The organism is Coleofasciculus sp. G1-WW12-02 (genome assembly GCF_040219735.1).
Taxonomy (GTDB): domain Bacteria; phylum Cyanobacteriota; class Cyanobacteriia; order Cyanobacteriales; family Coleofasciculaceae; genus Coleofasciculus.
The window spans coordinates 22,773-43,998 of record NZ_JAVJRX010000058.1 but is presented as its reverse complement, the minus strand read 5'-3'; the positions used below and the strand labels follow the sequence as shown (position 1 = coordinate 43,998).

At 46.7% G+C, this 21,226-nt stretch carries 14 protein-coding genes and 1 pseudogene; 1 reads left to right on the top strand and 14 read right to left on the bottom strand.

The genetic code is table 11. The features are described from left to right. Positions 1-118 precede the first annotated feature (118 nt). The 10 genes and pseudogenes from RID09_RS10200 to RID09_RS10155 form a co-directional block, all read right to left on the bottom strand. Positions 119-1,159 carry a tetratricopeptide repeat protein gene (locus RID09_RS10200; protein ID WP_446335833.1) on the bottom strand — a complete coding sequence of 347 codons (1,041 nt, stop codon included), beginning with the start codon at positions 1,157-1,159 and terminating at the stop codon, positions 119-121. A gap of 97 nt (positions 1,160-1,256) precedes the next feature. Beyond that, positions 1,257-1,340: pseudogene (locus RID09_RS10195) on the bottom strand (PIN domain-containing protein); the annotation flags it as partial. 106 nt (positions 1,341-1,446) lie between these two features. After that, a complete protein-coding gene (locus tag RID09_RS10190) occupies positions 1,447-1,671 on the bottom strand; it encodes a hypothetical protein (RefSeq protein ID WP_446335832.1) in 225 nt (74 codons plus the stop codon). A gap of 112 nt (positions 1,672-1,783) precedes the next feature. After that, the gene (locus RID09_RS10185; RefSeq protein ID WP_446335831.1) at positions 1,784-2,416 is read right to left on the bottom strand and encodes a cytochrome c oxidase subunit 3; all 633 of its coding nucleotides are present in this window, start codon (positions 2,414-2,416) and stop codon (positions 1,784-1,786) included. Between the two features lie 116 nt (positions 2,417-2,532). Further along, positions 2,533-4,218, bottom strand: coding sequence for a cytochrome c oxidase subunit I (gene ctaD, locus RID09_RS10180; protein ID WP_446335830.1), 1,686 nt, complete (start codon positions 4,216-4,218; stop codon positions 2,533-2,535). 66 nt (positions 4,219-4,284) lie between these two features. After that, entirely contained in the window at positions 4,285-5,310 is a 1,026-nt protein-coding gene (locus tag RID09_RS10175; RefSeq protein WP_446335829.1) for a cytochrome c oxidase subunit II, read from the bottom strand. Between the two features lie 261 nt (positions 5,311-5,571). Further along, positions 5,572-9,270, bottom strand: a complete 3,699-nt coding sequence (locus tag RID09_RS10170; protein WP_446335828.1) for a PAS domain S-box protein — start codon at positions 9,268-9,270, stop codon at positions 5,572-5,574. Between the two features lie 443 nt (positions 9,271-9,713). Further along, positions 9,714-11,036 (bottom strand): CO2 hydration protein, encoded by a 1,323-nt coding sequence (locus RID09_RS10165; RefSeq protein ID WP_446335827.1) that lies wholly within the window; start codon positions 11,034-11,036, stop codon positions 9,714-9,716. Between the two features lie 122 nt (positions 11,037-11,158). After that, positions 11,159-12,673, bottom strand: a complete 1,515-nt coding sequence (locus RID09_RS10160; RefSeq protein WP_446335826.1) for an NADH-quinone oxidoreductase subunit M — start codon at positions 12,671-12,673, stop codon at positions 11,159-11,161. A gap of 306 nt (positions 12,674-12,979) precedes the next feature. Beyond that, positions 12,980-14,842: an NAD(P)H-quinone oxidoreductase subunit F gene (locus RID09_RS10155; RefSeq protein WP_446335825.1), complete on the bottom strand. Its 1,863-nt coding sequence runs from the start codon at positions 14,840-14,842 to the stop codon at positions 12,980-12,982. Between the two features lie 311 nt (positions 14,843-15,153). Here RID09_RS10155 and RID09_RS10150 point away from each other — a divergent pair, with 311 nt between their 5' ends. Further along, positions 15,154-15,441, top strand: coding sequence for a hypothetical protein (locus RID09_RS10150; protein ID WP_446335824.1), 288 nt, complete (start codon positions 15,154-15,156; stop codon positions 15,439-15,441). A 254-nt stretch (positions 15,442-15,695) separates the two neighbouring features. Here RID09_RS10150 and RID09_RS10145 read toward each other — a convergent pair whose 3' ends face one another. The 4 genes from RID09_RS10145 to RID09_RS10130 all read right to left on the bottom strand — a co-directional run bounded on the left by RID09_RS10145 (position 15,696) and on the right by RID09_RS10130 (position 20,961). Beyond that, positions 15,696-17,234, bottom strand: coding sequence for a hypothetical protein (locus tag RID09_RS10145; protein WP_446335823.1), 1,539 nt, complete (start codon positions 17,232-17,234; stop codon positions 15,696-15,698). A gap of 19 nt (positions 17,235-17,253) precedes the next feature. Then, the gene (gene proS, locus RID09_RS10140; protein WP_446335822.1) at positions 17,254-19,059 is read right to left on the bottom strand and encodes a proline--tRNA ligase; all 1,806 of its coding nucleotides are present in this window, start codon (positions 19,057-19,059) and stop codon (positions 17,254-17,256) included. A gap of 416 nt (positions 19,060-19,475) precedes the next feature. Further along, positions 19,476-20,315, bottom strand: a complete 840-nt coding sequence (locus RID09_RS10135; protein ID WP_446335821.1) for a hypothetical protein — start codon at positions 20,313-20,315, stop codon at positions 19,476-19,478. A 163-nt stretch (positions 20,316-20,478) separates the two neighbouring features. Next, positions 20,479-20,961: a hypothetical protein gene (locus RID09_RS10130; protein WP_446335820.1), complete on the bottom strand. Its 483-nt coding sequence runs from the start codon at positions 20,959-20,961 to the stop codon at positions 20,479-20,481. Positions 20,962-21,226 lie beyond the last annotated feature (265 nt).

The window sequence follows — 21,226 nt, the reverse complement described above, 5'->3', positions numbered from 1 at the left end:
CTCTGGAGTTATCTAAATTAGGCTCAATACTTGGTAGTTTTCTACGGGTGTTTGGTTTAAGTATTGCCGCAAGGATAGATAATTGTAAGGTGTGTCGCGGAACTAAGAATCCCCGCACTTATAGGGCGGGGAGTGTCAATTGTCTAATATTATTGAGAGTTCTGGCTTCTCCCTCTCTATCTCCCACCGCCTGAAATAGGGGCAGGGCTTGATTATAGTAGTCTAAGGCTTGCTGCTTTTGTCCTAATGAGTGGTAGATATAGCCAATATTATTGAGAGTGGCAGCTTCCCCCCCTCTATCTCCCACCGCCTGAAATAGGGGCAGGGCTTGATTATAGTAGTCTAAGGCTTGCTGCTTTTGTCCCAAATCGTCGTAGACTGCGCCAATATTATTGAGAGTAGTGGCTTCCCCCCTTCTATCTCCCACTACCCTACTTAGGGGCAGAGCTCGGTTGTAGTAGTCTAAGGCTTGCTGCTTTTGTCCCAATGAGTCGTAGACTGCGCCAATATTATTGAGAGTGGCGGCTTCCACCCTTCTATCTCCCACCGCCTGTAATAGGGGCAGAGCTTGATTGTAGTAGTCTAAGGCTTGCTGCTTTTGTCCCAAATCGTCGTAGACTTTGCCAATATTATTGAGAGTGGTGGCTTCTCCCCCTCTATCTCCCACCGCCCGTCTTAGGGGCAGAGCTCGGTTGTAGTAGTCTAAGGCTTGCTGCTTTTGTCCCAAATCGTCGTAGACTCTGCCAATATTATTGAGAGTGGTGGCTTCCCCCCCTCTATCTCCCACCGCCTGAAATAGGGGCAGGGCTTGATTGTAGTAGTCTAAGGCTTGCTGCTTTTGTCCTAATGAGGAGTAGACTCTGCCAATATTATTGAGAGATACAGCTTCCTTACCTTGATTACCCGCTTGGCGATAGAGTCTGACGGCTTGCTCAAATTTAGGGATTGCCTGTCGCAATGATTCGGCTGTTCCTTGTTCAAAGAGTTCGACGGCTTCGCCATATATTTGGTCAGCCGCATCAGAGTTAGCCGTCTGTTGGGCTATCCTGGGAGCTATTGGCTCAACCGTTGTGGCGAAGGCTGGTGTGCCTAAGAGGAGACTGGTTATCCCCGATAGTGATATGAGTCCAATTAACCCTAAATGTCTGTGTTTCACCATAGAACCTGATCTCAATTAATTAAGTATTTTTACGGTTATATAAATAAGCTGTTGCTGCATTTAGATTAGAATACCTCAATCCCAAGAAAGGCAACACAAAAACTTCACTAGCTAGCTGAAAAAATGGCTCCCGTTCCAGAAAGAAATCGAGAATAATGTTTGTATCCAGAAGAACTCTCACTTGAGGTAAGCTGTAATGCATTTAAATTGGGTATGAGTAGCGAGCAAGATGCTCGCACTACAAGGATTGCGCCATTATTGATATTAAGGTTTAAATGCCGAACAGCTTACTTCTCCACTAAGCGGTCTTCTCGCATCAACTCAATATCTGTATCGGTTAGGACGGGCTGACCGGGTTTTTTCAGACAACCTCGTAGCTGATTAACAAGGGTACGACGTTCCGATTTTGATGGGTGTCTAACTTTCAACGCTTGAACTAAGGTTTCCAGCAGAACGAATTGCTCTTCAACAGATAATTGGTAAATAGCTCGCTGTAGCTCTGGTAAGGTCATAGCTGTGATTCAAGAACGTTTGTTCAAGGGGTAAGGCAATAGGCAACAGGGAATACACAATTTAAATGGGTTTTAGTAGAGACGTTGCATGCAACGTCTCTACATCTTCGCTTTAAAACAGTGTCAGAATGTAAAGCAGTGTAAACAGAATAATCCAGATAATATCGACAAAATGCCAATAAATTTCTGCCATTTCAATGCCAACATGCTTCGTTTCACCGTAATGTCCGGGACGACGCGATCGCCACAAGACGCCGAGAATCAGTAAAACTCCGATGGTGACGTGCAATCCGTGGAATCCGGTCATTAAATAAAAGCAGTTGGCAAACACATTGGTGGTCAAACCATAACCCAAGCTTAGATATTCATACACCTGACCGCCCAAGAAAATCACACCCATAACAGCGGTAATGATATACCACAACCGCATCCCGGAGAGATTATTCTTTTTAATCGCCACATCTCCTTTATGGATGACAAAACTACTCGACACCAGAATAATCGTGTTAATCGTCGGCAACAAGAGTTCCACCTCTGTGCCTTCGGGGGGCCAGGTTGCGGATACGCCTCTATAGATTAAGTAAGAGGCAAACATCCCGCCAAACATCAAGGATTCAGAGGCGAGGAAGACTATTAGCCCCAAAACCCGATAATCGGGATGTTCCTCATGTGCCGCCACAGTTACCTCAGCCGAGGGTTCTGGGCTTGGCGAGACTTGATATTCGTCAATGGTTGAACCTTGCATAATTTTTTTCCCTATCGCTATATACAACTGATGAACATTAAGTCGGGGCGGGTTTAGTTACATCTGGGTAAACGGGAAACGATAACGGTAAAACCCGCCCCTACAACCTGCAAAATTTACTTCGCTTCTACAACAGGTTCTCCCGATGTCGGCGCACTGGGATTGAGTTTTTTGCCATTGCGACCATTCATGCCATAAGCATAAGGACCATGGCTCAAAACTGGCAGAACTTCCCAGTTTTCGATCGCAGGTGGAGAACTGGTTGTCCATTCCAGGCTCAAGGCATCCCAGGGATTATCACCCACCTTGGGTCCATACATCCAGCTCCAGATTAAATTAATCGCGAAGGGAATGACAGAGAACCCCAACAGAATTGCACCGAAGGTACAAAGCTGATTAATTGCTGTGAATTGAGGGTCATACATCGCCACCCGTCGGGGCATTCCTTTTAAACCCAATTCATGCATGGGTAAAAAGGTGAGATTCGCCCCAATAAAGGTGAGAATAAAGTGAACCCGTCCCCAGGTTTCGTTGTACATCCGACCCGTCATTTTGGGGAACCAGTGATACATTCCGGCATAAAGACCAAACACGGAACCGCCAAAGAGAACATAGTGGAAGTGAGCCACAATGTAGTACGTGTCATGGACGTGAATGTCAAAGGGTGCGGTTCCCAGGGTAACGCCACTTAGTCCGCCCAAGACGAACATACCTAACAAACCAATAGCAAATAGCATTGCTGAGGTGTAGCGGATTTTACCGCCCCAGAGAGTCGCCACCCAGCTAAAGATTTTCACCCCTGTGGGAACTGCCACAATCAATGTGGATATGGTGAAGAACATCCGCATCCAGGGCGGGGTGCCACTGGTAAACATGTGGTGTACCCAGACGAATAGACCGACGATACAGATGGCTAGGGATGAATACGCGATCGCTTTATAGCCAAAGATCGGCTTACGGGCGTGAACGGGTATCACTTCTGACATAATCCCGAAAATCGGCAGAATCATCAGATACACCGCCGGGTGGGAATAGAACCAGAACAGGTGCTGGTACACCACCACATTTCCCCCAGCCTCGGGGCGGAAGAAGCTGGTGCCAAAGTTGATATCAAACAACAGCAGGGTTAATCCAGCCGCTAACACTGGCGTGGAAAACAGGGCTAATAGGGATGTGGCTAAAATCGCCCAACAGAACAAGGGCATCTGATCCCAGCGCATACTGGGAACCCGCATTTTAAAGATGGTGATGATAAAGTTCACCGAACCCAAAATTGAGGAGGTTCCCACTAAGATAATGCTGAGAATCCACATCGATTGAGCTGTACTGGCGGTAATCAGGCTCAAAGGGGGGTAGGATGTCCAACCCGATTGAGCGCCACCGAAGAAGAAACTGCCCAACAGCAAGGCACCTGCTGGGGGGACGAGCCAAAACGCGATCGCATTCAGTTTCGGGAACGCCATATCCCTGGCACCAATCATCAGCGGGATCAGGTAGTTACCAAACCCGCCAATGGCAGCCGGAACGACCCAGAAAAAGATCATGATCGTGCCGTGATTGGTCAGAAAAGCGTTGTAAAGATTGGGATCAAGTAAATCTGAATCGGGGGTATACAGTTCGGCTCGCATGGCGACTGCCATTAATCCCCCGATCAAATAAAACACAAATGAGGTAACTAGGTATTGAATCCCAATGACCTTATGGTCAACGTTGAAGGTGAAATAGTCATACCACTTCCATGCCGTGGGATGGGAGCTGTGTGAAGTGGCTTGAGATTGAGGTGCAATTTCGGTTTGGGTCATCAGAATTTCTTGTGACAACTAAAGAAGCCTGTCCAGATGGACAAATTGAGTGTTATGTGCTTCTGTTTAGGATTCATGCATTGAGTGTAACTGGGTTAACGTTTTTTCATCAACGCCCAGGTTAGCCGCGTAAGGTTCCAGAAACTCGGACTCGGATAAATCAGCCGGATTCACAGCAACGGTTTGATTGGGGTTTTGCTGCTGTGCTATCCGATTTTCCTCTAACCAAGCGTCATACTCCTCTGGGGTATGAACGATAAGCTGTGTCCGCATCGCCCCGTGGTAACCACCACAGAGTTCAGCGCAAACCACGGGATAGGTTCCAGTTTTGGTCGCAACAAACCGCAATTCCGTTTCTTGACCGGGAATGGCATCTTGTTTGAGGCGGAACTGAGGCACCCAGAAGGAGTGAATCACATCTTGGGCGGAGAGGTTCAGTTGCACGTCTTTGCCAATGGGAACATGTAATTCGCCAGCGACAACGCCACTATCGGCATAGTTAAAGATCCAAGCAAACTGCAAACCGGTGACATTAACCACCAAGTCAGCCGTCTGTCCTTCCCGTTGGGGTGCTGCCCCAAAGCCGTATTTAGCCCCCTTGGGTGCTACCGCTTGATCGGACTCCATCCCCTCAGTATCGGCAACTAAAGGCGCCGCCATAGCACTTCCGGGCATACTTGCAATATGCGCTGGGGTATCGGCTTTGGCGACATGGTGATGGGCGGGTTCAAAACCGCCCATGTCTCGATAAACTTCGACGCTGTAGATCCCTAGTCCAATGACGATAATGGCAGGAATGGCTGTCCAAAAGGCTTCTAAGGGTAAATTGCCGATGATGGGTTCGGCATCGGTGTCATCCCCTTTGCGTCGCCGAAATCGGATCATGGCAATCACGATGGCGCCTTCGACGACCAAAAATAGGGCGGTGCCGATAGTCATCATCACGTCAAAAAAGTTATCGACTAACGGCGCTTGTTCTGATACCTGTTCTGGCATCAAGCCGTGGTTTTGACCAACCCACAGACTGACCAGGGTGATAACAATACCAGCGGTCAGCGTGATAATGGCACTTGGTACTTTTTCTTTTTCCATGGCTTATCTCCTTGGCAGCAGTAGCTCTCCACTCAGGTTCGGTGAAATTGCTGCCTGATTCTAACTTGACTAAATTGATCCTAGTTCACATTTCTTTATCGCGCTTGTTTGGGCTATGGCTTTGGTTAAGCTATGATTTTTCAACGCAGAGGGGCGCAGAGGGTTTCGCAGAGGGGCGCAGAGGTGGTTAAAGGATTTGGATGTATAAGACTTAAGAGGTAATTTCTACCTCCATCGCTAGTTTTATTCAGCAGCGCCTAATTATTCCCGTCGATTAATGGTTGCACCCCAATGTGAATTGCCCTGTTCCCTTAACCAGGCGATGGCTTGAATTAAATCCTTGGGGGCAATGGGCTTGGCTAGATGCTGTTGAAATCCGGCGGCTAGGGCTTTTTGCTGATGGGATTCCCCCGCATAAGCCGTCAGTGCGATCGCAGGTATTTTGGCTTGGGTTGAGGGCATTCCCCGAATCTGTTGCAATAGACAGTAGCCATCCATCTGGGGCATACCAATGTCACTCACTAGGATATCAATGTTTAACTGGCTTAACTGGGATAATACCTCCTGTGCGGATGCCATGGTGATTACCTCTGCCCCAGCTTGTTGTAATATGAGCGCGATGAGTTCTCGTGTGTCTGGCTCATCATCGACAACTAAGACTCGTATCCCCTTGAGACGAGGGGTGTCAGACTTTCTTGGGTAAGTATGGGCGTCATGTCTGATTCGTTGCTTTTTATCTGGGAGGAGGGGTAATCTAACTGTAAACGTTGCTCCCTGTCCTTCACCTAGGCTATCTGCCTCGATCATGCCACTATGTAATTCTACAATATGACGCGCGATCGCAAGCCCTAATCCTAATCCTCCAAATTGGCGCGTTATTGAACTGTCCGCCTGACGGAAATAGTCGAAAATATGAGGGAGGATATCAGCAGAAATTCCGATACCTGTATCGCTGACTATAATCTGGGCAAACTCATCCACCGCCGCTAATGTCACCTCAACCTGTCCCCCAGATGGGGTAAACTTAACCGCGTTGGAAAGTAAATTCCAGACCACTTGTTGTAACCGCCCGGAATCACCCTCAACGCAACCCACTGTACCCCTAAAATGGGTCTGAATTTGAATTGATTTCGCTTGTGCCGCCAACCGCACTGTCTCAATCGCCGCTTTAATTGTGATGGATAAATCAACCCGATGACGGGTTAGGGTAACTTTTCCCCGCAGAATTCGGGCGACATCGAGTAAGTCGTCAACTAACTGAATTTGAATCGTAGCATTCCGCTCAATGGTTGCCAATGCCCGATCTGTTGCGGCTTGATCAAACTGACGAGAGCGGAGTAGCTTTGTCCATCCCAGGATGGGATTCAGGGGAGAGCGTAATTCATGAGACAAAATTGCCAGAAATTCATCTTTAATCCGGTTAGCCGATTCTGCCTCTTTACGAGCGGCTTGTTCTCGTGCTAAGAGTTGTTCACGCTCTCGTTCTGCCTGTTTTCTTTCGGTGATATCCACAAATGCCCCAATCACGCCGCGCACTTCACCGGAGTCGTGGTACAGGGGAACGGCTTTGCCATAGATGAAGCGTACTGTTCCATCCTCAAAGACAAATTCTATTTCATCGATAACCTCTTGTCCGGTTCTGGCTGCACGCTGCATCGGTAAGTCTTGGGGGAGATATTTTTGTCCATTTTTATATTGTTTAAAGGGAAGGGAATAGGAACCATCGGCAGGGGTTGCGGTTGCTACTGAACCTGGTGATATGCCCATTAAGTTGTACGCGGTACGGTTAGCGGTCATAGTGTGACAGTGGGGATCATGGGCAATCCAAAGCGCAACTGGAGTAATTTCCATTAATGTTTCTAACTCTTGAACTCTGGCTTGGGCAAAAGATTCACTCATACGTAATGCGGCTTCTACCCGCTTAAGTTCAGTGATATCCATAACCGCGACACCCACTCCCAAAAGTTCACCATCGGGTAAGCAAACGGGAAAGTGATTGGCTAAAGAATGGCGACAAACACCCGGTTGAATTTCACCATTGAATTCAAAGTTCAGCTTAGGTTGCCGACGCTGTAAAACGTCATACAGCATTGGACCCACTTCAGAGGCTACATGGGGCAAAACTTCCCAGATAGTGCGACCTACATGTTGGCTCAGGGGGACTCCATTCATCGTCGCTAAGGCTTCATTGGCATAAAGATAACGCAGATCACGGTCAAAAAATGCCATGCCAATGGGTGAACTGGCAATAAAGGCATTGAGAACCGCCTCACTTTTACGCACCGCTAACTCGACTTGTTTTTGTTCGGTAATGTCGCTAAATGAAATGGCTACGCCATCATCTAACTTAACTGCCATATTCCGAAACCAGCCGACAATTCCCTCGGATTCGTAGCGCACTTCAATATCATGAGGTTCTCCTGTTTCTACGACTGTGACATAGCGCTCAAATAAGTCACTATTGGTTTGGTTTCCTGGAAGAACTTGGAGCAGGCGTTGATCCAGTAACCCAGCAACTGAGTTTTGCAGCATTTTTGCCGCCATGGGATTGACATAAGTCCACTCAAAATCAACGATTTTTCCGGCTGGATTGCGAAGGCTTTGCAGGATGGTAAAACCATCTAAAGAAAGGTCTTGGGCAACCTTAAATCTTTCTTTACTACGGCGTAGGGCTTCCTCTGCTTGTCGTCGTTCTGTAATGTCTCGGCAGATTGATTGAACGGTGGGCAAACCATTAAGTGTAAATAGAGTGGAACTGACTTCAACGGGAATTTTTTGACCGTCTTTGGTGCGATGTACTGATTCGATAACCACTCGTTTATCTTGTAACAATTTCTGGAAACTGATTTTAAGATCCGCTAAGGGTAAGTCCACTACATCCGCAATCGATAAGGTGAGGAGTTCTTGGCGGGTATAGCCTAGCCGTTTACAGGCTGGTTCATTCACCTCAATAAACTGTCCCGGTTGATTGTCGGGAGTGAGGGGATAAACGAGTACCCAGTCTTCCATGCCATTAAATAATGTGCTAAAGCGCTGTTCTCTTTCCCGTAAGGCGGCTTCTGTTTGTTTGAGATCGGTGATATCGTTAATGAAGGCATAGAAGCCTTTCACATTGCCTTGAGGATCAATATCTGGGATATAGTGCCTGCGAACGTAGCGTGACCCCCCCTTTTGAAACGGCATCCACGTTTCAACCTTTATGGGTTCGCCCTCTAGGGCGGCTTCAATATCCCGGCGCATGTATTCATAGACTGTTGCACCCACAAAGTCTGCCACAGATTGACCAATTAGGTGTTCGGCTGGATGTCCAAACCAGGTGGTAAAGGCGCGATTGACGAAGCGGTAACGGCAATCTGAGTCAACGTAGGCAATCAGCGCGGGAACTGCATCTGTAATTAAGCGTAATTCGGCTTCCCGTTGTTTCAGGGTGGCTTCTGTTTGCTGGCGATCGCTAATATCAATGGTGCTACCAATCACCCGAACGGGATTTCCTTGATTGTCTCGTGCAACCACCAGTCCTTGATCCAAGATATGAATGTAGTGATTGCTTTTGTGGAGAACGCGATATTCGATTTGATAGGAGTCTCCCTGACTCAACGCCGTTGCTGTCTCCTGATCCATCCGTTCCACGTCATCTGGATGGATGCGATCGCGCCACCAGTTGAGAGTGGGTTCGGCTTCGGTGAGGGAATAGCCTAAAATGCTGGTGAGTCCGTCGGTGCGTTCCACCCGATCTGTGGTAATCTGCCAATCATAAATTGCATCCTTCGTCGCCCGCAGGACTAAAGACAGGCATTCTTCGGTTTTCTGCAAGCTGGTTTCTAACCTCTGGCGAGTCGCCCGTTCCTGCGCCAGTTGCTGTTCATATTGACTAACCTTGTCCTCCAACTCGCCCACTCGTTGTTGTAATACCACCATTTGATCGAGAAGGGTGTTGTGTTCATTTTCTTCGTTTTTCATGGTTCAACTCTTTCTGACCAAATGTGTGATCACTCAAACTCGATGGGAGTATCTTATTTTAGATTTTAGACGCTTGACTGATTAGTTCATTAAGTCTAGTCATCTTCATACACAAGCCCATCTCCTTTTTTGGGATTGGTCTACTCAATACTTAGCGTAATCCTTTTTAGGACTGGAGAAACTTTGTTTTAAGTAGTTTTACCTATGTCAATGGATATATTTACCACAAATGCGATGTTGAAAGCCCCGGCGCTTTTTTTGCCCGGAGATTAACCATGTACGGGCTTGGTAACCAAGCCCCTACTCTCCCTCACCGTAATTATGGGTATTCAACCGGACATGATATAAATCTTTAACGTAATTTAAACGTTCAAATTCTCATGATAAATCCCCGACTTCTTTAAGAAATCAGGGATTAGGTAGAAGAATTTATCGCCAGTCAATTACCGATAATCCGCTGTCTGAATATTCCGTAACCGCGCCGCATCACGGATTCCATACTCTGGGCGACAGAATCGGTCTAATTGCGCCTCAAAAAACGCTCGATTTGCCTGCAAATGCTTGGGGTTGGGGTCATCTAAGGGATACAACAGTGCCGTTCGCAAGGCTTGAAATACCGCCGATGTTACACAATACATCGATCGTTGAAAGGTGATGCCAATCTGATTCAGGATATCACTTTCGCTGCGACAACGCTTTTCATAGAACCCTTGCAGATAGGGGGGCAGAAAATGTAACATATCCTGCATCAGCAATGTCGGCGGTACTCCAGCAGAACCCACGGGGAATTTATCCGCATAGAGGACACCATAATGGAAGTCCTTCTGATCACTCGGTACTTCCCCTGCTTGGGCATTATAGGACTTCGTACCCCTAAACGGTGCCGTGCGATAGAATACCGACTCCACATAAGGAAGCGCCGCTTCATACAGCCAGGTAAACCCCTTGGACTTGGGAATCACTTCATAGCATTCCCCCTTGACATAAACATGATGATAGATCGGACGACCTGCGATCGCGAATATCCCATTCACCAAAAAATTCATCGCCTCGGGGACAGATGTAATCTTCCCTTCATCATAGAGATCAGACACTTCAAAGAACACCGGCGCCATTACTTCCCAGAATAGCCCTAAGTTACTATAATACGACGCCTGACGACACTGCTCGATAAACATCTCTGGAAACAGCTTATGCCATCCCAGCATGACGGGATTGCCTTTAAAATACGCCTCAATTGCCCGATTCGCATTGTCCTTATATTCTTCAGTATCCAGATAGGGATCAAACTGATTCACCGGGGCGTACATATTTCGATGCCAAAGCATTGCCCGCATACAAGCTTCAGCAAACTCCATATTAATCCGGTCATGCCACAAGTGATGTAATAACTTAGGCATTTTCTGGGTTTCCCCTTTCTCAATAAATGCCACAAGTTCCGGATGCGCCGTCGCTTCACCGCGCCAAATGCGTAAATCCGCATCATCTCCGGCATAATGATTATGGCGTTCTAAATACTCTTTGGGCAGGAAATATTTAAAGAAAGGAAACGGATTTAAAAAGACTTGTTCCCCAATATAGAGCAAATCGCGCCAATAGAAATCCATGGGCACCGCATACGCCTTCCATATTCCGATAATTTGCATCAGATTTTCCGGCGTATCTGGAATCATCGCCCCCCCCGCTTCTAAGCGGTGAACAATATCCGCAAATTCATGCTGAGACGGCGGTAATTTAGTTGCAGGTTTTGTTGGAGTTTGTACCATGGTTAAATAGGTTTAAGTGTTGGCTTTTGAATTTTGAATATGTAGGGGCGGGTTTAACAACTATCGTTTCTTGCCCCACGCAGATGTAACTAAACCCGCCCTTTATTTACGTAAAAGAACGACTAATGACCAATGACTAATGACGCATCCTTCAGCGCCACGTTCTGCTCAACCTGAGTTGACGCGGCAGAAACAATCGAATTCGTCGTCGTTTCTGTCCACCGAACCAACCAAACTGGTTGAATACCCAGGAAGCAAATAATCACCGCCAAAATAATCGCAGGTGCTTTTTCATTCCAGAGAACTTTCGGATAATAAGCCGTACTATTATCCAGCTTGCCAAAACAAGTTCGATTCAGCAAAATCACAAAATAAACCGCTGTCAAACCCGAAGCAAAAATACATAAAATGGTTTGCCAAGGAAACACCACATAACTCCCTTGAAACACCAGAAACTCTGCCACAAATCCCACTAAACCAGGAATACCCGCACTTGCCATTCCGCCTAAAATCAGTAGCGCACTCACCAAAGGTAAACCACGGGTAGGATTCATCAACCCATTGAGCACATCCAACTCACGAGTTCCCACCTTAGTTTCCACTACCCCAACCAAATAAAACAGAATTGCCAGGATAATTCCATGACTCACCATCTGAGTCACACACCCCAAAAGACTTAACGGCGTTAGCGCAGCGGCGGCGACAACAATATACCCCATGTGACCAATTGAACTATACGCCACCATCCGTTTAATATCTTTTTGCGCGATCGCACTCAACCCACCATACAATACACTTACCACGCCAATAATCGACAGTCCCGGCGCTACCAAAGACCAAGTTTCCGGAAACAATTGTAACCCATAGCGTACCAACCCATAAGTTCCCATCTTCGCCACAACACCCCCTAACAGAATCGCCACCACGGGAGACGCTTCCACATAAGCATCGGGTAACCAGGTATGTAAGGGAACCAGGGGAATTTTAATCCCAAATCCCACCAATAGAATCGTCAGCAGAATCAACTGAGTACTTAACGATAACCCTTGGGTGTGAATTGCCTCATAATTAAAGCTAGTCGAATGACTCAGCCACGTAATCCCCAAAAACGCCGCCAGAATCAGAATTCCGGAAACAGCGGTATAGATAAGAAACTTCATCGCCGCATATTCCCGCTTGCTTCCCCCCCAAATTGCAATTAACAGGTACAAAGGAATTAATACCAATTCATAGAACAGAACAAACAGCAACAAATTCTGTGCCAAAAACGCCCCAGTAATCCCCGCATTCACCAACAAAATCAATGCATATTTAAGGCGAACTCGTTCAACATCAATGCGACTGCTAAAAATAACCACCCAATTCAACAAACCACCCAAAGCCAGCAACGGAAACGATAAACCATCCGCCCCCAACTTGTACGACAAACCCAGTTGAGGAATCCACATCAACTCCTCTTGAAATTGCCAACCGGAATAAGTAATATCAAACTTCGTAGCCAACCACAACGTCACCAAAACAATCGCCGTCGCCACCGCCAAAGCAATCGCCCGGAGTCGAGTTTTTGCCACCTTTCCCGGTAAAAACCCGATAACAATCGCACCAACAACAGGTAAACCAATCAGCGTACTCAGCATAATCCCGTCAAAAATTCCAACTCAAAACGCTTCCACTTAATTAGGGCGAGTTTATCAGTATCCAAGTAACCAGAAACCATTCAAATTAAACCCACCCCGAAAACCTCAAACCTCAAGACGCGCCATGGCACATCTCTACATTTAATATCCATCCAAACCGTAATCACATCCTTATCCTTAATCACCTCACTTTACACCTCATCCCAATCTTCCAAACCCCTCTGCGTTCCTCTGCGCTAACCTCTGCGAACCTCTGCGTTAAAAAAACACATCTTTCCCCACCAACAACTCCGACAAAAACGTCAATTATCCGCCAACAATCAGCGAAAGACGCGAAAGAATCGGCAAACTCAACAAAAATCCCAATAACGCCACACCCAACAAAATCGTCAATGCATAAAACTGAGTTTGACCCGAAACATTATACTTCAAGCTTTGCCCACTAAACACCGTCATAAACCCAACTAAATTAACGAACCCATCCACAATATAGCGGTCAACCCAGGAAATCGTTCTCGATATCAAATCAACCAGAAAAACCACCGTTACCCGATATAACTTCTGGGTATATAAATCGTAAGCAAAAAAGTCTTGCAGCGCCTTTGAACCAAATCGTATCGGCTTTTCAACTTGGTTACTCAGATACATATAAGCCGCCGCACCGCCACCAATCGCACTTGACAACACCAACGAACCCGCCACCGTCGGATTCAAGCTTACCCATTCCGGTAAAAGTTGCCAGGTTCCCAGGAGTAAAGGAACGTGCAGGGCAAACCCCATCAGCAGTATCATAGGGAAGACCATGGGCCAATGTACCTCAGGCGATCGCTGTGCCATTTGTTGAGGCTTTCCACCAAAGACTAAACCGAAGACACGGAATAGGCTAAACGAGGCTAAAGCATTCACGACTAACAAAAGGGCAAATAGCTTTAGGTGATTGGTAAACAAAGAGTCCCCCAACTGTAAAAACGCCCAAAATCCTCCCAAAGGTGGAACCGCAATCAAGCCAGCCGCACCCACCAGGTAAGACAACCCACAAGCAGGGCGTTTTGCCCATAACCCGCCCAATTGAGTCACATCCTGAGTAATACTGTTCCAAATAATCGCCCCTGTACTCATCACCAATAACCCCATGGCGACGGCGTAGGTCAACATTAATAACAGGGCGGTTTGGATTTGTCCCGTACCCACCGCAATAAACACCAATCCCAAATAAGCACTCACCAAATAGGATAGGGTACGCTTAATATCAACCTGTGCGATCGCGACCATCGTACCACCTACGGCTGTCACTCCACCAATCCAAATTATGGCGGATACAGCAACGGGAGATATAGCGATAACGGGTTGCAGTTTAATCAACACCCACGCCCCCGTACAAACCACCACGGCATTCCGTAAAATGGTGCTGGGAACAGGTCCTTCCATGGCTTCATCTAGCCACAAATGCAAGGGAAATTGGGCGCATTTACCCATGGGACCGGCAATTAATGCCAAACCCACCAATGTGGCTACTTTCGGATCAACATTAGCGGTACTTGCCCAGTCTGCCAATTGAGAAAAGTCCCAGGTTTTGGACAGGGGATAGATACCAATCACCCCCATTAATAGGACTAAATCTCCCACCCGTTTGGTCAGGAATGCATCTCTGGCACCGGTTACCACCAAGGATTGATTAAACCAAAATCCGACTAAAAGATAGGTTCCCAGAGTGAGAACTTCCAGGATAATGTAGCTAAAAAACAAAGAATTGCAAAGGACAAGGGCGCACATTCCCGCTTCAAACAATGCCAGAAAGGAATAGAACCGCGCCCATCCCCAATCGGTTTCTAGATAACCAATGGCATAAATTTGTGCCAAGAGGTTTAAGCCAGTAATTACCATCGTCGCCCCAATCGTAACGGCCGAGATTTCTAGGGGAATGGATAAATCCAAATCAACCACTTGTAGCCACGGAATCACAACCGATTGGGCAGGTTGATTCCAGATGGCGAGTAATGCCAATAGCCCATGCAAAAAAGCAATGAAGGTCATCAACAGATTAATATAGCCGGCGGGTCTAGGTCCAGTCCGATTGATAATCGCCGGTGACCAAGGGACGGCTAAAATTGCGCCTAATAGGGCATAGCAAGGTATTAACCAGGCAGAGTCAAGGAAAAACTGAGTCATCGGTATGATCTCGTGGGTGTATACAAAGCCTCTCTTCAGTGGTATTGAACCTGAAGAAACCCTGATAGACAGGTATTTTTACTTAACGATTAATTTTTCTTAAGTTTTCTAAGCTTACTGTATAGTGTAATGGGTCGAGGGTAAAGTTTAAACAAAGCAATTAGACAATTTGACAATCGCAGCGATAATCCCCATCTATCAAAGCGCGAGGGTTTACCAGACGCGCCATGGCACGTCTGGGAGTAGGCTAAGAGAACTCACCGACTCTGCCAAGATGCAGACGCGATCGCATAGAAGAAGACGCTTCAGATATGGGAAAATGGATAGGCTTACTGGGATTACTGATATTATCGTGGACTGTGGCATTTCCGGCTGAGGCGTCGGTGTGTCACATGATCAAGGATCACTCGATTTGTATCGTGAGTATCAAGCGCTCCGCCAAGTATTATTGGCAGTATCGAGCCGCCGTGAGTATTGATGGGGTAAAACGCCCGGTAGAGATTTATAATTGTCGCGATCGCACCCGGATTCGCCAGGATGGAATGGTTGTTTCATTTGAACCAGATGGCGCTGGAGAGTTTATTTGTAGTTTCTTTTAGAAAAACTCAAATCTATAATCAAAATGAGTAATAACGTTTTCACCAATTCTAATAATTGGCAGGATTGGCTCGTCGTATGTGGCTATATCAGCTTTACTATTTTTATCCTTTGGCAAGTTTTAAAACCTCGGTAATAAGGAACCCCTTTTTTGCCCTGGCGACTAGAAGTCGCAGCTACACAAACAAAGTCCGCCTGCGCGGACTAGCTTATAATGACACCAATAACTGACGTGCGCCCTACCCTGTGTTCTAGGCTAAGCGTCTTTGTGATCAGAACGTAGTATTTCAGAACCTACCGGATCATCAAGTTTAGGTAACTTGAGCAAAACCCCAGCAAAAAACCAATAATAAATTTCCACCGGCTCGACAGCCAGAGGATAATAATAGGTGTTATAACTAATAAATAAAACAAACACCCAAAGACACAACCCTAAACGTTGTAAAGACGCATCTTGCACCGACCGATATGTCTTAAACGTAAGAAACGTCAGCAATGAAACCAGCGCCAGAAAAGCCACAACCCCAACCGGACCAATTTCATAAAACAATTTGGCATAAAAAGTTTCAATCAGTTGAGTTTCCCCCAAGCGACGCGCCGCATTAGTCGCTCGTCCTAAACCATGTCCTAACCAGCCCTGTTGTTTACTCAACACCCACTGAAATTGATTCAGCATAAACGTAGGAGGTGGAGACGCCTCCCAGCGATCAACTAAACTAATCACCCGTTCTTCCACCTTTCCCAAGGTTTGAGTAATCCAAATCGCTAAAAGAACACCAATTCCTAATTTAATCGGTAGCCATCCTTTATGCTGATCTGTGAGTAATAATAACAGAACAAACGTCGCCGGAACGATCGCCAGAGCAATGCGTTGACCCGAAATTACCGCCACCGCCAAGACTGCAACCATCGCCACCCAACCCACGAGTCGCCACCGACGAGATGGATCACTGACACTCGCCCCGTAAGTGAAAAAAGCGCTGGAAATGAGAAACCAACCCCATTGCCACGGTGCAACAAATGTTCCAGGTAAACGAATTAACCCAACTTTAGGATTGTATAACAGAGAACCGCCGACTAAACATCTTGCCTGTAAACTGGCTCTGTAGACAGCTTCTCCGGTCAAACTATTGCTACTGGGACATAAACCGGTAACCAGCCACAGATATTGGAGAAACGCCAAGCTACAGCAGATAAGGATCACAATAACGTGTAAACGAGTCAGGAAAAATAAATCCGTGCGATCGCGAATGAGATAATATCCACACAGAAGTAGGGGAATATACCCCACCAGCCCTTTTAAACCCAGAATTCCCATCAGAAACGGACTTCCCTGAACCTGGGGATCGAACTGCTGCGGTAAATTAACCAAGCCGAAGGTGATTAACGCCACCGCTAGCACAAGTGCGATCGCGATTAATAAGGGTTTGAAAATCGATTGCGGTAGTAGTTTCCAGAAAGATTCCCGCGACTGAATCAGGGCGATTAGGGCGGGAAGGTAAAACGCATCTTTGATCAGATGAAATAGGGGATGATTTTCGGAGTAGGTGATTCTCTCACCCATTGATTGGTAAACATCGCCTAGAGAATAGATAATGCTACCACTAAAGGGAAGATAGATTAATAGTCCCCATAATCCGATTCGGGGATACTTATAGGAAAGAATTGAGAAAAAAACAATGGCAGTACAGGCAATACCTGTCTGAAATCCACCGACTAGACCCAACATGACACCAATAAAGGCAGAAATATAAAGTGCCACTATAATGAATCGAGTCAGTGCTGCCTTATTCATTTCAGTTTAATTGTGGAGGTTACGTTAATGCCGCATCAAGCCATTGTTTAACCGTAGAAGCCACCTGATCCAAAGGCAATTCTTGAGATTGGTGAGTTGCCCGTTCCACAACTTCCACTTTACCCTGTTTGAGCGATCGCCCAGTGACAATGCGATAGGGAATGCCAATTAGATCAGCGTCTTTGAACTTCACACCCGCCCGTTCATCGCGGTCATCGAATAGAGTTTCTACACCAGCTTGCCATAACTGTTGATAAAGTGTCTCGGCGGCGTCCATCTGTTTGGCGTCGGAGATATTGGGAACGGTAATAATCGCGTGATACGGTGCGATCGCGGGTGACCAAATAATTCCATCCTTATCATAGGATTGTTCAACCGCCGCTTGCGCCAGTCGCGATACGCCTACACCATAACATCCCATATAAAGGGGATTTTCTTCCCCGGCTTCGTTGGTGTACGTCGCCCCCATGGCTTTAGAGTATTTTGTGCCTAACTGGAAGATATGTCCGGCTTCAATTCCCCTGGCGCTGTGTAGAATTTGGCTAGCGTCATGAATCGCGCGATCGCCTGCTTTGGCTGTCCGCAAATCTACCAGATGTTTAGGTAAGGCGAAGGGTTCACCCCAATTCGCACCAACAACGTGATAGTTGGTTTCGTTCGCCCCAGTGACAAAATTTTTCAGTTCAACGGCTGTATTATCGACTAAGCGTAAAAATCGCGGCGCGACATCCCTAGCGGGGCGGATATAATCATCATCTAAATCTGGGGCGATATAGCCGACAGGGAGAGGTTTAGACGCCCATTTTGCCTGGGTGGTGGCGTCGGGAACGGTTAGGGCGATGAGGGCGTTGGCGTTATATTGATCGGCTAAACGAATTAACTCATTTTGTAGTTTCACTTCGTTAACCTCTTGATCGCCTCGGATACTGACGATTACCAGTACCGTCATCCCATTGTCATAAACGGCTTGATAGAGGACGTTTTTCAAGACATTGGTTGGGGAACAGTTGAGGAATTTACACAGGGAGTCGATGGTGGGTGTGTTTGGCGTTTCCCGTTTTTCGTAAGTCTCAAAGGGAGACGGTTCAGGATCAGCCGGGAGGGAACTGGCTTTTTCTACGTTGGCAGAATAGTTACCATCCTCAGTGTAGAGAATCTCATCTTCGCCGATATCCGCCAGAATCATAAATTCTTGGGAACCAGAACCGCCAATCGCCCCTGGATCAGCTTCTACGGCGCGAAAGGCTAAACCGCAACGGCTGATCATGTTGCGATAGGCTTGATCCATGTCCTGATAGGTTTTTTTCAGGCTTTCCTCATCGGCGTGGAAGGAATAGCCATCTTTCATAATGAATTCGCGTCCCCGCATCAGTCCAAAGCGAGGGCGGATTTCATCTCTAAACTTGGTTTGAATTTGGTAAAGGTGGAGGGGAAGTTGGCGATAGGAACGGATCATCTCACGGGCGATGGTGGTGATTACCTCTTCGTGAGTGGGTCCAAGTCCGAGTTCTCGTTCTTGGCGATCGGTGAGGGCGAACATGATCCCCTCTGCTTTAGTATAGGTGTCCCAGCGCCCGGATTCTTTCCAAAGATCTGAGGGTTGGAGTTGGGGAAGTAAGCATTCTTGTGCGCCGGTGGCGTCCATTTCTTCCCGGACGATTTGGGAGACTTTTTGGAGAACGCGCCACATCAGGGGGAGATAAGCGTAGATTCCGCTACCGATGCGACGGATATAGCCGGCGCGAACCAGGAGTTTATGGCTGGGGATTTCGGCTTCGGCTGGGTCTTCCCGGAGGGTGACGAGTAGCATTTGAGAGAGTCGCATCGTTAGGTTCCCTTTTTTGTGATGATCGATCTCTCAGTTTAGAGTATTGGCTGTCCGGGTTAGGCGGGAAGGGGGGATTGGGTCTTTTTTTCTACAATATATGGCGCAATGAAGGGAGATTGTGTAGGGGCGGGTTTCACTACTATCTTTTCGGTTGTACCCAGATGTGACTAAACCCGCCCCGACTTTCGCCGGTTTAGAAACTTCCCCTGAAAAGTCATGATGAGGTGCGGTGCGATCGCAAGTTAGCATGAGTGTAGTACACTGGCAAGGTTAAAACGTTGGTCAAGTATTTTCGCCAAACCCTTATGAGAGTAGCTATCCAGAAAAATTTTACCCACAATTTTAACCTTGCCGATGTAGTAGGGTGGGCAATGCCCACCAGCCTTAAGGAGCGTGCCATTCTACTTAGATTATTATTTAGGAGCAGGATCTATGCCTAGCTTGAGGGATTCGGCTTCAAAATTGTTAATGCAAGATTCTAATATACCTAGCATAAACTTAACACCGAACTCAATTATCGGGGGTGTAGTATAGAAACAGCTCGAGTATGTAGGTTGCTTTTCATGATTGCCAAGCGGGAAACTGTGTGCATTCGTTCCATGTTGTCCCTCATGAATGTACGGGCATCGCATCTCCTTATAAGCAATCGCACCGAAACGAGAAAAAGCTAGCCATTTTTCAAGCTTAGATTTTTCTGCTTCCGGGTATTTTTCTAGCGTAAGTTCAACAATCTCGTCTAGTCGCAAGTCGTCCGAAATTTGGCGGGTTTGTCGTCTTTCCTTATAGTCTAGTCCCGATCCGTCCGAATATTGGTAGGTTTGTCCTGTTTCACGAAAGTCTGGATCTCGCCGTTCTATCTCCTTTAAGAATTTGTATACATCCTTCGGAAGATCGCATTTTTTATTTTTGTTGTCCCCCTTATAACAACACTCTGCTCGATGCCAAATATGCGGCAGTGAAACCATCTGGAATGGTGAGATGGTTTGGTTCTGGTGAGACGCTTTACCAGCGCCAGCATAACGCTCAAGAAATGCGTCGAAAATAAGACTTTTAGGTTGTTTCTTTTGTTGTTCCTTATCTTGTATTTGCCCTATTCCCTTTGCCCAGTGGTTGGAAAGGGTATCAAGAGCTGCCCAGATTAACACATTAGCCTGATAGTAGTTTATGCTGGAATCTAATGCATCAATGAAGTTGTAGTCTTTTCTCCAGAAATTAAAGAAATCTATGATTCTGTCTGACAACTCTTTATTCATAGTGTTTGTACTGAATGGCGTGTACCTAATAAGCTAGTTTGAAATTACCTCAAGCCATTGTAACACAAATGTAACCCAAATACTACAAATAGTTGATTTTCACCCATCTCAACAACTTGAGAGGGCGCACGTCGGTGCGCCCCTACCCAAATGGGATACGATGTCACTCTTGAGCGGTAGAAGTCACCGTATCCACATCGAAAACTACCTCAAATTGTGCATCAGGCATCCACTTTGCCAGAAAGCGCTGGTGATTTTCGGCTTCTGTGCGACTGTAGAATCGAGCAACCGTATAGTGTTGAGCATTGGGCAAAAGCCTCACCAGTGTCCAGGGATAATACTGTTGATTCCAAAAGCTGTGGTTAGACTTGGGTGATGCTTCGGTTGTGCGCCCACATCCCCGATGCTCCAAGATAGAATGAATCATCGCTAAAAGTCGCTCTCGCTGTGGCGTCCCATCATTGGGTAACAAACTCCACTCATTGATTGGCGCGGGTAGCCAAGCCAACTTGTAAGTCACCGCATCTTTACTAATCTGCCAAGATAGGCGGTGTGGCTGTTTGCAGCAGTTGAACCCATCTGAACGAAAAGACGCAACAATCCTGTCGCCTTCAGCTTGCAGGCGAAGCCATTGAGTATGTTTCATTGTTATGATGATTGTGATTGTTTTTTGAGAAAGGGCGATTAGGCATAAACGTAAATATGCGATCGCCCGTTATTTCAGGCAAGGCTTAAAAGTAGCTAGCCCAACCCCGCCGTGGAATCAATTCCACGGCTCATAGCTCAAGTCCATTGAAATGGACTCAAAGCCCCCTCAAGCTAGCCGCATCACCTGTTGCAGCATAAAGTTTCAGCGTCTGGCGCTGTCTTGATCCCTACACTTTGTAGAAAACCAAGTTTGCTATACGCTT